This window comes from Neobacillus sp. S1227, assembly GCF_055385255.1.
Genome location: NZ_AP038276.1, coordinates 115,214 through 126,669, shown reverse-complemented (window position 1 = coordinate 126,669; position 11,456 = coordinate 115,214). Strand labels below are relative to the sequence as shown.

Genomic DNA, 11,456 nt, shown 5'->3' with positions numbered 1-11,456 from the left:
TTGTCATCATTTCCTTTTTATCCCTATTTTATACTTACAAAATGTATTTTTAGGAATAAATCGGTAATTATTATGATGGCATTTTATAATGCTATCACAACGACAATATCAAGTCAACAATTTTTTAGCTTTTATGATGAAATAACCTTTTGATTTGTCAATTACTTCAGCATTAGAAAATAGTTCTTTCATTTTCTCCATCGCCGAGGGAGCTCCCTGCTTCTTTTGAATGACTACCCATAATTCGCCTTCAGCCGCAAGACGTTCATAACTTTGTTCAAAAATATCATGAACGGTCTTTTTCCCGGCTCGAATGGGGGGATTGGTTAAAATAGCGGAAAAGGAATCTTCCTTTACACTAATGAGCCGGTCACTTTCATAGATTTTTACATTCTCTATTTTGTTGAGAACTGCATTTTCCCTTGCCAATTCAAGAGCCCGTTCATTCACATCTACCATATGAACAGTCCGGTTAGGGCTGCCCTTTGCAATAGATAAACCAATAGGGCCATAGCCGCAGCCAACATCGAGAATGGGACCGTTTATTTCCGGATTCGTAAAAGATTCAATTAATAGGCGTGAGCCAAAATCTACCTCTCTTTTTGAAAAAACTCCGTTATCAGTTTTAAACCGAAATAAATGGTTTTTTAGGGTGAAGTCCCAATATTTCGGGTCACTTTCGACCTTTTGGGTACGAGAATAGTAGTGTTCAGTCAAACGACTCACCTCTCGAGGAAATAGGTTAGAAGATATGAGGCACTAGCACCTTTTTAAGGTAGCCAAAAAAAGCCCGCTTATGCAGCGGACTTTTTTATAATGTTAAGATTACTTAACTTCAACGTTTGCTCCAACTTCTTCAAGCTTACCTTTGATTTCTTCAGCTTCTTCTTTAGAAATGCCTTCTTTAAGTGGCTTTGGAGTGTTGTCAACAAGATCTTTTGCTTCTTTAAGACCAAGACCTGTGATTTCACGAACAACTTTGATAACCTTGATTTTTTGATCTCCAGCGCCAGCTAGGATTACATCAAATTCAGTCTTTTCTTCAACAGCAGCAGCACCTGCGCCGCCAACCATTGCTACAGGAGCAGCAGCAGTTACGCCGAATTCTTCTTCGATTGCTTTTACAAGGTCGTTAAGTTCTAAAACAGTCATAGATTTAACTGCTTCAATGATTTGTTCTTTAGTCATTTTAATTTTCCTCCTTAATTTTCATTCCGTTATTAGTTAAGCGATAAGTTCTGTCCAGCTCCAGCTCCCAGCAGCTAGTGTCCTTCTCTCTTCTCCCTACGATAAGTCAACATCGGTTCGCTAACGCTCTCCGTGTTTCCTTTATCTCAGTCGAAGCGCTCCAGGCCATACGCTGCTAAACGGCCGCTTCCGCATTTCTATTAACTTACGCGCCTTGTTCTTCTTTTTGATCTGCAACTGCTTTTGCTGCAAGAGCAAGGTTGCGGATTGGTGCTTGAAGCACGCTGAGTAGCATAGAAAGCAAGCCTTCGCGTGAAGGAAGTTCAGCAAGAGCTTTAACCTCTTCAACAGTTGCGACGTTACCTTCGATAACACCCGCTTTTAATTCTAATGCTTCGTTCTTTTTCGCAAAATCGTTTAAGATTTTCGCTGGTGCTACTACATCTTCAGTACTGAACGCGATTGCGTTAGGACCTGTTAATGCATCGTTTAAGCCACCAAGACCTGCTTCATCAGCCGCACGGCGAACCATAGAGTTTTTGTAAACCTTGAACTCAACGCCAGCTTCGCGAAGCTGTTTACGAAGTTCAGTTACTTGAGCAACTGTAAGACCACGGTAATCAACAACGATCGTTGATACACTAGCTTTTAGTTTATCAGCAATTTCTTCGACAACCTGTTTTTTAGCTTCGATTGCACTGCTCATCTTAACACCTCCTGTAGAATGTCTACATTTATACCGGTCAGTAAAATGCCTCTATATCGTTAATTTAGACATAGAGGCAGCATAATCAGCTAAAAGTTTAGCTTAATTTATCGCATAACCTCGGCAGGATTATTAAGCACATACGCCCCTGCTGTCTACGGTACAAATGTTTATTATATTAAACAACAAAATTGATTATATAAAATCTAATTTTGATTGTCAATTGGAAAAATTAGTTACCTTATTTCGCTGTAACAGTAGAAGGATCTACCTTGATTCCAGGTCCCATTGTTGAAGTAACAGTTACGTTCTTCATGTAAGTACCTTTAGCAGCTGATGGCTTAACTTTTAACATTGTTTCGAACACAGTATTAAAGTTCTCAACAAGCTTTTCGTTTTCGAAAGAAGATTTACCGATAGGCACGTGGATATTTCCAGCTTTGTCAACACGGTATTCTACTTTACCTGCTTTAATTTCGTTGATTGCTTTTGTTACATCAAATGTAACTGTACCTGTTTTAGGGTTTGGCATTAAGCCTTTAGGTCCTAAAGTACGACCTAATTTACCAACTTCACCCATCATGTCAGGAGTTGCTACGATTACATCGAACTCGAACCATCCTTGTTGGATTTTGTTGATGTATTCTGCATCGCCAACATAATCAGCGCCAGCTGCTTCTGCTTCTTTCACTTTTTCACCCTTCGCGAATACTAATACGCGTTGAGTTTTACCAGTTCCGTTTGGAAGCACAACTGCACCACGGATTTGCTGATCAGCTTTCTTAGGATCTACGCCCAAGCGGAAAGCAACTTCAAGAGTTGCGTCAAATTTTGCAATATTTGTTTGCTTAGCAAGTTCAATTGCCTCTGCAATTGGGTAAGCTTTTGAACGATCTACAAGCTTTGCAGCTTCTAGGTACTTCTTACCTTTTTTAGCCATTTTTATTTCCTCCTAAATTGTGGTTTTAACGTCGTATAACTCCCACCTCGAAAAGCGGAGGCGCCTTGGACAGGGGCTTATGACCCCGTGCCCCTAGGCGCCGCAGCCAGCCAAGAAAAAGGTTGCGTGTATTTTTATAACGCGCAACCCCTTCATTACAACATAACAGTTACTTACATGGATTAGTCTTCGATAACAATACCCATGCTGCGTGCAGTACCTTCAACCATGCGCATTGCTGCTTCAACGCTAGCTGCGTTTAGGTCAGGCATTTTTTGTTCCGCAATCTCGCGTACTTTATCACGCTTTACTGTTGCTACTTTATTACGGTTAGGCTGGCCTGAACCAGACTGGATTCCAGCTGCTACTTTCAAAAGAACGGCAGCAGGAGGAGTTTTCGTAATAAATGTAAATGAACGGTCTTCAAACACCGTGATTTCAACAGGAATAATCAATCCAGCTTGATCTGCTGTACGAGCGTTAAATTCCTTACAGAATCCCATGATGTTAACACCGGCTTGACCTAGTGCAGGACCAACTGGCGGCGCAGGATTTGCTTTACCAGCAGGGATTTGTAATTTAACAACTTTAATTACTTTTTTAGCCACGAGACACACCTCCTTAAAGTCCGTGATGTGGTTAATAGGGTATTAACCCTCCCACTCATCTGAAGTCTTTATATGAATACAAAGAGCTTGACAAAAGTCTTGTCCAAGGAGTTTTCCTTAGACATACTGACCTATGAAATATTATCATTTTTTAAAAATGATTTCAAGTTTTTTTACAATATCAGATAATATTTCTTTAAAATTGACTTTTTACTGCGCTGAAAAAGGGCTGTTGATTGGAGCTCCGGGCACTTCGCTTTCCGCGGCCGTTTCGGGGAGCCTCCTCGGCGCTATCGCGCCTGCGGGGTCTCCCCTGAACCGTACTCCCCCAGGAGTCTTCGTGCCCTCCACTCCAATCAACAGGGTAGAAAAACTATCTTCAACTTTTTATTATTATTTTTAATTAAAGCTTATCAATTTGTGTGAATTCAAGTTCTACTGGGGTGTCGCGGCCGAACATGTTGACTAGGACTTTAAGCTTAGCTTTGTCTTTGTCCATCTCTTCGACAACCCCTGTGAAGTTGGCGAATGGGCCTTCTTTGACTTTGACGGTTTCGCCAATTTCGTAGTTAACGTCAATACGCTTTTCGTCTACGCCCATACGTTTCAGCAAACCGGTGACTTCTTCAGGAAGTAGTGGAGTCGGCTTTGAACCTGATCCAGCAGAACCAACGAACCCTGTAACACCCGGTGTATTACGTACGACATACCAAGAATCGTCGGTCATTACAAGCTCAACTAACACATATCCAGGAAACACCTTACGTTTGACTACCTTTTTCTTACCGTTTTTAATTTCTGTTTCTTCTTCTTCTGGAACTACGACACGAAAGATTTTATCTGACATGCCCATTGATTCCACACGTTTTTCTAAATTTGCCTTTACCTTATTCTCATAGCCTGAGTAAGTATGAACAACATACCAATTCTTTTCCATTTAAGAGGACTTGTGCGTCCGTCCCTCCCTAACAAAATTCAATTATTTTTTTTACCAAATTAAAAAACCCGCTAATGACGGGTTTTCTGCTAAAAATTCCTTGTGTTTTCCATTATACCATGAAGTACAAGTTATTATTCAAGAATTAAACGAATCAATTTTGAAATTCCTAAATCTAAAACAGCAAAGAATACGGCGAAAAAAGCAACAGTTGTTATAACGGTTACAGTAGAACGAGTCAGTTCTCCGCGTTTTGGCCAGCTGACTTTTCTCATTTCACGAACTACGTCACTGAAGAAATTCTTTATGCGAGACATTTAGTAGACCCCCAACTATCGTAAATAGCAATGCTAGAAAGTTAATCTTTTATTTTGTTTCACGATGAACAGTATGCAAACCACAGGTTTTACAATATTTATTTAATTCCAATCTCTCTGTTTGTGTATCATTGCTGGGAGTGGAATAATTTCTTGAACCGCAGATTGTGCAGGCAAGAACTCTCTTTTTACTCATCCTTAGGCACCCTCTTTATATCCCTAAAAATGTAACATGACCCCTATTTATTGTCAATAACATTCGGCAGGAGATTCAATCAAATCTGTGAGCGCATACAAAACTTACAGGGAAAACTCGCGAAACTCCAGGTACCGCTCTAGCTTCCTTTTTACCCGCTGCAGGGCATTATCAATCGATTTCACATGACGGTTAAGCTCTTCAGAAATTTCCTGGTATGATTGCCCGTCCAAATACAGAGCCAATACCTTGCGTTCTAAATCACTTAGCAATTCCGTCATTTTTACTTCTATATGGTCAAACTCTTCCTGGTTAATGATTAGCTCTTCCGGGTCGAGAACTTTTGCACCCGATAATACATCCATCAACGTCCGGTCTGATTCTTCATCGTAAATAGGCTTGTCCAAAGAAACATAGGAATTTAGCGGAATATGTTTCTGCCTCGTAGCTGTTTTGATCGCTGTGATGATTTGCCTTGTAATGCACAATTCAGCGAATGCTTTAAAGGAAGTCAGCTTGTCCTCCCTAAAATCGCGGATCGCCTTATACAGACCAATCATTCCTTCTTGAACAATATCTTCCTTATCCGCGCCAATTAAAAAATAGGATCTTGCTTTTGCACGTACAAAATTTCGATACTTATGGATTAAAAAATCCAATGCTTCACTGTCGCCTTGGTGAACCAAATCGACAATTTCCTCGTCTTCCATCACGAAAAACTGCTCGTTAACATTTGTCCCGAAGTCCGCACTCAACTTAAGATCCCCTCCACCGAACAAGCATAGATAGTATTATTATACATTAGAAAAATTTTGAAGTCGAGAGCTCACTTCTGTCCTCGACGCCATTTTTCAAAAATTTCTACCATTTCCTCGCTAATCGGTATTTTGTAGAAAGGCTTTTTCTCTTGAATTTTTTTTACCTTTTTCTCAATGCCTTTTTCAATGGAGGACATTTCTATTTCTAATTCACGGGCTGATTTTCTTAAAGCACCCTGTCCAAAAATTTGCCATTGTTCAGTGAAATCAGAAGTTGCCACGTGAACTTGAGTTCTTCGATTGCTCAGACTGATCGCCATTTTTTCAATCCGTTCATCCGCCGATTCATTTTCCTTCGTAAAAATCACTTCGACCTTGTGATTTTTATACTTTTTTTCCGTTCCTTTTACATAATGGGCATCAAAGACAACGATAACCCGAAAGCCGGAATAGGCCTGGTATTCGGCCATTTTTTCCACCAGTCGGTCCCTTGCAGCCGGCAGGTCCCGGTCCTTTAATGCTTTAAGCTCCGGCCACGCCCCGATAATGTTATAGCCATCCACTAGCAGGATATCCATATACTATCCCTCTAGGGTGTGCCGTTTCCGGTAAACCTCATACATCAGCAGTGCCGCCGCAACCGAAGCATTTAAGGATGTAACATGACCCGCCATTGGCAGATGAATGAGAAAATCACACTTATCACGGATTAACCGACCCATTCCCTTTCCTTCGCTGCCAATCACAAGGCCAAGCGGAAGCGTTCCGTCCATTTGCCGGTAATCCTGTTCTCCCAACGCATCTGTCCCAGCAATCCAGACTCCCCGTTCCTTCAGATCATCTATAGTACGCGCCATGTTTGTTACCCTGACTACCGGTATATATTCAATTGCCCCTGTCGAAGCTTTGGCGACCGTTGCCGTTAAACCAACTGCCCTTCGCTTTGGAATAATGATGCCGTGCGCCCCGACTGCATCCGCTGTTCTCATAATCGAGCCGAGGTTATGAGGATCCTCAATCTCGTCTAGCAGTAAAAAGAAAGGAGGCTCGTTTTTCTTTTCCGCTGCCACAAACAAATCATCCAATTCGGCATACTGATAGGCTGCGACATAGGCAAGGACACCTTGATGGTTCTGGTCAGTAATCTGGTCGATTTTTTTCTTTGGGACAAATTGCACGAGGACATTTCCCTCTTTTGCCAAATGGGTAATCTGCTGCATTTGCCCGCGCTGTGACCCTTCTGCAATTAAAATTTTGTTGATATCCCGTTTTGATTTCAGCGCCTCGATCACCGGATTTTTACCCACGATGTATTCCTGTTCCTGATTCATGTTGGAGTTCCTCCCTTCTTATTTTCCACATAGAAAAACGAATGGCGGACGAGTTCTTCTAAGCGGTCCTTCATTCCCATTAAATATAAATAGCCGATTAACGCTTCAAAGGCAGTGCTGTATCGGTAGGTTTGAACATCGGTATTTTTCGGGACAGTTCCTGATTTTGCATTTCTGCCGCGCATAACAACCGCCATCTCCTCCTCTAGCAAAAGTCCTTCATCCATCATTTGAAAAAGAATCTGGCATTGCGCTTTTGCCGAAACATACCTCGTCCCTTCACGGTGCAGTTGATGGGGCCTGACCCGCCCGCTGAACAAGAGGTGACGCCTTACGTACGTTTCATAGACAGCGTCACCCATGTAAGCAAGGGCGAGACTATTCAATTGGCTGGCATCGACTGTTTTATCGTATTCAAGCATTTAAATTATCCTCTTTTCCACCTTGTACCTTGAGGGGTATCTTCTAAAATGATATTCATTTCCTTTAACTGGTCGCGAATTTGATCAGCCAAGTTGAAGTTACGGTCCTTCCTGGCCTGAATCCGCTGTTCAATTAGAGCATCAATTTCTGCATCTAGTAACTCTTCTTTTTCAAAAGTTAGACCAAGAACAGCAAACAACTCTTCAAATTGTGATGTAAACGCATCAATGACTTCTACCGCTGTATTTTTTTCCATAAGATAATAATTTGCCAGCTTTGATAGCTCGAATAAAACTGAAATAGCCTTGGCTGTATTAAAATCATCGTCCATTGCTTCAATAAATTCATCACGATGTCTACTAATTTTATCAAGCCACTCTTGATTATTTTCCGTCAAGTTCGCACTATTTTCGCGGCGGTGTTTTAAATTTTGGTAGGAGGTGGTTAACCGATCAAGGGCTGCGGTTGTGCTCTCCAATAACTCTTGACTATAATTGATTGGATTGCGGTAGTGAACCGACAGCATAAAGAATCGTAACACCTGCGGGTTTATTTGCTTAATGATGTCATGGACCAGCACAAAGTTGCCAAGTGACTTTGACATTTTTTCATTATCAATATTAATATAGCCATTATGCATCCAATAGCGGGAAAAGGTTTTTCCGCTTAACGCCTCGGATTGGGCAATTTCATTTTCATGGTGCGGGAAGGTTAAATCCTGTCCGCCAGCGTGGATATCAATGGTTTCACCAAGGTATTTTTTCGCCATCGCAGAGCATTCGATATGCCAGCCCGGTCTTCCCAGCCCCCACGGGCTCTCCCAGAAAATTTCCCCTTCTTTGGCTGCTTTCCATAAAGCAAAGTCCAAATTATCTTCTTTTTTCTCGCCTACTTCAATTCTAGCGCCTGCCTGCAGTTCATCAATTGGCTGGTGGGAAAGCTTGCCGTAATCCCCAAAATGACGCGTCCGGTAATACACATCCCCCTCAGACTCATAGGCGTAGCCCTTCTCAATTAATTTGCTGATAAAGTCGATAATGATGTCCATGTTTTCCATGACACGCGGGTGGACATCTGCCTTTTTGCAGCCTAGTGCCAAAACATCTTCAAAATAGGCCTCGATAAACCGATTCGCAATCGTCGGAACATCTTCTCCGAGCTGATTGGCAGCGCGGATCAATTTATCGTCGACATCCGTAAAGTTGGATACATATTTGACGTCGTAACCGCGGTATTCTAAATAACGGCGGACTGTATCAAATACAATTGCCGGGCGTGCATTTCCGATATGGATATAATTATAGACAGTTGGCCCGCAAACATACATTTTGACTTTGCCTTCTTCAAGCGGTACAAATTTCTCTTTCTTGCGGGTAAGTGTATTATACAGTTGAATGGCCATTGACTTTTGTCCTTTCCTCTTTTAATTCTGCCAGTTCCTTTTTCAATTGATCCAGTTCCATTTGCAAATCTTTAAAGCGATCCGCAACCGGGTCTGGCAAGTCGGAATGGTTTAAATCTTTCCCGACACGAATGCCGTCCTTCATGACGACTCTTCCCGGAATTCCCACGACCGTGGAGTTTGGCGGAACTTCCTTTAAAACTACCGATCCGCCGCCGATTTTGGAATTTTCGCCGATGGTTATCGAGCCTAAAACCTTGGCACCAGTGGAGATGAGAACATTATCCTTAATAGTCGGATGACGCTTTCCTTTTTCTTTCCCTGTACCACCCAGTGTGACCCCTTGATAAATGGTAACATTATCGCCAATTTCACAGGTTTCCCCCACAACAACGCCCATTCCGTGGTCGATAAAAAATCTCCTGCCTATTTTTGCCCCCGGATGAATTTCAATTCCTGTGAAGAAGCGGCTTACTTGTGAAATAACTCGAGCAAGGAAAAACAATTTTCTCTTATAGAACCCATGCGCCAAGCGGTGGGCCCAAATGGCATGCAGACCAGAATAAGTTAGAATTACTTCCAAATAACTTCTTGCTGCCGGATCCTGATCAAATATTACATCAATATCCTCCTTCAATGTTTTGAACATTGATACTCCCCCCTTTGTTGTATACCCCTTTTTATTAAATAAAAAACGCCTCTGTCGTAAAGACAGAGACGCTTGATTTAACGTGGTTCCACTCTGATTAGGTCACAATGAATGCTGACACACTATTTGTGTGCGCATTTATATGACCTCACTCTACCTGTTAACGGAAAGGTTCCGCCCAAATCTACTCCAGAGGCAATCGTTTCGAAGTGGGACTCAGAGGTGCATTTTCAAAAAATGAGCGGCTTAAACCACTTTCAGCCGGTGATGGTTCTCTCTTTCAAGCATCATTTTTCTACTTTTCCTCATCAAAGCTTTAGCTCGTTTTATAATACTTATACTATATTACATTTTTTCTTGAATGTTAACTAATAATTTGCTTAATTCTATTTTGAACTTTCTCGCGGCCTAAAAGTTCAATCGATTTTGGCAGATCTGGTCCATGGGTTTGCCCCGTCACAGCGGCCCGAATCGGCATAAACAGATTTTTCCCCTTTTGCCCTGTTGATTTTTGGACAGCTTTCATCGCGGCCTGAATGCCCTCTGCCTGGAAGCTTGCAAGCTGATCAAGCTCCTGTGAAAAAGCTTTTAACACTTCAGGAACTTGAATACCGGCAAGTACTTCCTTCGCTTCTTCTTCATAGTCTGCCTCGTCCTTAAAGAACATATCCGAAAGCTCGACGATTTCCGCACCAAAGCTCATTTTCTCCTGTAGGAGAGAAACCAAAGTGCGGACCCATTGTTGTTCTTCCTCTGACAGGTTCTCGCTGACACGGCCGGCCTTGATTAAATGCGGCAGGGAAAGTTCCACTACCCGCTCTAGCTCTACTTTTTTCATATATTGATTGTTCATCCAAGCAAGCTTTTGTTTATCAAATAACGCCGGTGATTTGGACAGTCGCTCTGCATCAAAGATTTGAATAAATTCTTCTTTCGCGAAAATCTCCTCTTCCCCTGCAGGCGACCATCCGAGCAAAGCAATAAAGTTAAATAATGCTTCTGGAAGATAACCTAATTCCTCATATTGCTCGATAAATTGAATGATGGACTCGTCTCTCTTACTCAATTTCTTACGGCTTTCATTCACAATAAGCGTCATATGTCCAAAAACCGGTGCCTCCCACCCTAATGCTTCATACACTACTAGCTGTTTAGGGGTATTGGAGATATGGTCGTCTCCGCGAAGAACATGAGAGATTTTCATCAGATAATCGTCAATAACAACTGCAAAGTTATAGGTCGGCGTGCCATCCTTCTTGACCATTACCCAGTCGCCGCCGATTGTATCGGAATCAAAAGAGACGGTTCCTTTAACCATGTCATCAAAGGTATACGTCTTCCCTTCCGGAACAACGATACGGATGCTTGGTTTACGGCCTTCTGCCTCTAAACGGGCGCGGTCTTCCGAAGTTAAGTGCCGGCACTTGCCGGAGTAATGGGCGGTTTCACCACGGGCAATTTGCTCTTCCCGTTCTTTCTCCAATTCTTCCTCTGTACAGTAGCATTTATAAGCCTTTCCATTCTCTAAAAGCTGCTTATAGTAGGATTCATAAATATCGTTTCTTTCCGATTGGCGGTATGGACCATATTCACCGCCGACATCGACACTTTCATCCCAGTCCATTCCAAGCCATTTTAAATATTTTAATTGGCTTTGCTCGCCGCCTTCAATATTACGTTTCCTATCAGTATCCTCAATCCGGATAATAAACTTTCCGCCTTTATTGCGGGCAAACAAATAATTAAACAGTGCCGTACGGGCATTTCCGATATGTAAATGTCCGGTTGGACTTGGAGCGTACCTTACTCTAATCTCATTTGACATCATAATGCCTCCTCAGAAAAGCGGAAGCGCCTTGCCCAGGGGCACAAGCATAAGACGAGCCGGCGAGAAGGTTGCTCTTTAACCTTCTTGACGGATTGGCTTAGACCAGAGAGCCCCTAGGCGCTGCAGCTAGACAGCTTTCCCATTTAGTTCTCATACCGATATATTTTATCACT

At 42.2% G+C, this 11,456-nt stretch carries 16 protein-coding genes and 2 other annotated features; of the genes, 1 reads left to right on the top strand and 15 read right to left on the bottom strand.

Annotated features, from left to right (window positions below):
- Positions 1-108: 108 nt before the first annotated feature.
- The 5 genes from ACZ5AE_RS00660 to rplK all read right to left on the bottom strand — a co-directional run bounded on the left by ACZ5AE_RS00660 (position 109) and on the right by rplK (position 3,442).
- A complete protein-coding gene (locus ACZ5AE_RS00660) occupies positions 109-717 on the bottom strand; it encodes a class I SAM-dependent methyltransferase (protein ID WP_464568560.1) in 609 nt (202 codons plus the stop codon).
- 108 nt (positions 718-825) lie between these two features.
- The gene (gene rplL, locus ACZ5AE_RS00655; RefSeq protein WP_464568558.1) at positions 826-1,188 is read right to left on the bottom strand and encodes a 50S ribosomal protein L7/L12; all 363 of its coding nucleotides are present in this window, start codon (positions 1,186-1,188) and stop codon (positions 826-828) included.
- 205 nt (positions 1,189-1,393) lie between these two features.
- A complete protein-coding gene (gene rplJ, locus ACZ5AE_RS00650) occupies positions 1,394-1,894 on the bottom strand; it encodes a 50S ribosomal protein L10 (protein ID WP_464568556.1) in 501 nt (166 codons plus the stop codon).
- 33 nt (positions 1,895-1,927) lie between these two features.
- Positions 1,928-2,073 (bottom strand) — a sequence feature (ribosomal protein L10 leader region).
- A 62-nt stretch (positions 2,074-2,135) separates the two neighbouring features.
- On the bottom strand, positions 2,136-2,834 hold the full coding sequence (gene rplA / locus ACZ5AE_RS00645) for a 50S ribosomal protein L1 (protein ID WP_464568554.1): 699 nt from the start codon (positions 2,832-2,834) through the stop codon (positions 2,136-2,138).
- 182 nt (positions 2,835-3,016) lie between these two features.
- Positions 3,017-3,442, bottom strand: coding sequence for a 50S ribosomal protein L11 (gene rplK, locus ACZ5AE_RS00640; RefSeq protein ID WP_042453928.1), 426 nt, complete (start codon positions 3,440-3,442; stop codon positions 3,017-3,019).
- A 133-nt stretch (positions 3,443-3,575) separates the two neighbouring features.
- On the opposite strand from rplK, the gene ACZ5AE_RS00635 reads away from it, so the two are divergent.
- Positions 3,576-3,845, top strand: a complete 270-nt coding sequence (locus tag ACZ5AE_RS00635) for a hypothetical protein (protein WP_464568552.1) — start codon at positions 3,576-3,578, stop codon at positions 3,843-3,845.
- On the opposite strand, the gene nusG is transcribed toward ACZ5AE_RS00635, so the two are convergent.
- The 10 genes from nusG to gltX form a co-directional block, all read right to left on the bottom strand.
- Entirely contained in the window at positions 3,846-4,379 is a 534-nt protein-coding gene (nusG, locus tag ACZ5AE_RS00630; protein ID WP_464568550.1) for a transcription termination/antitermination protein NusG, read from the bottom strand.
- A 134-nt stretch (positions 4,380-4,513) separates the two neighbouring features.
- Complete coding sequence (gene secE / locus ACZ5AE_RS00625) at positions 4,514-4,696, bottom strand: preprotein translocase subunit SecE (protein ID WP_213121096.1); 183 nt, start codon at positions 4,694-4,696, stop codon at positions 4,514-4,516.
- Between the two features lie 49 nt (positions 4,697-4,745).
- Positions 4,746-4,892 (bottom strand): 50S ribosomal protein L33, encoded by a 147-nt coding sequence (gene rpmG / locus ACZ5AE_RS00620; RefSeq protein WP_464568547.1) that lies wholly within the window; start codon positions 4,890-4,892, stop codon positions 4,746-4,748.
- A gap of 104 nt (positions 4,893-4,996) precedes the next feature.
- A complete protein-coding gene (gene sigH / locus ACZ5AE_RS00615) occupies positions 4,997-5,647 on the bottom strand; it encodes an RNA polymerase sporulation sigma factor SigH (protein ID WP_213121098.1) in 651 nt (216 codons plus the stop codon).
- Positions 5,648-5,718: 71 nt separating this feature from the next.
- Positions 5,719-6,228: an NYN domain-containing protein gene (locus tag ACZ5AE_RS00610; protein WP_464568545.1), complete on the bottom strand. Its 510-nt coding sequence runs from the start codon at positions 6,226-6,228 to the stop codon at positions 5,719-5,721.
- A 3-nt stretch (positions 6,229-6,231) separates the two neighbouring features.
- Positions 6,232-6,981: a 23S rRNA (guanosine(2251)-2'-O)-methyltransferase RlmB gene (gene rlmB / locus ACZ5AE_RS00605; RefSeq protein WP_464568543.1), complete on the bottom strand. Its 750-nt coding sequence runs from the start codon at positions 6,979-6,981 to the stop codon at positions 6,232-6,234.
- On the bottom strand, positions 6,978-7,403 hold the full coding sequence (locus ACZ5AE_RS00600; protein ID WP_464568541.1) for a Mini-ribonuclease 3: 426 nt from the start codon (positions 7,401-7,403) through the stop codon (positions 6,978-6,980). The genes rlmB and ACZ5AE_RS00600 overlap by 4 nt, the downstream gene beginning before the upstream one ends.
- Positions 7,404-7,408: 5 nt before the next feature.
- A complete protein-coding gene (gene cysS, locus ACZ5AE_RS00595) occupies positions 7,409-8,806 on the bottom strand; it encodes a cysteine--tRNA ligase (protein WP_464568539.1) in 1,398 nt (465 codons plus the stop codon).
- Positions 8,787-9,455 (bottom strand): serine O-acetyltransferase, encoded by a 669-nt coding sequence (gene cysE, locus ACZ5AE_RS00590; protein ID WP_464568537.1) that lies wholly within the window; start codon positions 9,453-9,455, stop codon positions 8,787-8,789. The genes cysS and cysE overlap by 20 nt, the downstream gene beginning before the upstream one ends.
- 61 nt (positions 9,456-9,516) lie before the next feature.
- Positions 9,517-9,776: a binding site (T-box leader), on the bottom strand.
- 43 nt (positions 9,777-9,819) lie between these two features.
- Complete coding sequence (gltX, locus tag ACZ5AE_RS00585; RefSeq protein ID WP_464573498.1) at positions 9,820-11,280, bottom strand: glutamate--tRNA ligase; 1,461 nt, start codon at positions 11,278-11,280, stop codon at positions 9,820-9,822.
- Between the last annotated feature and the right edge of the window lie 176 nt (positions 11,281-11,456).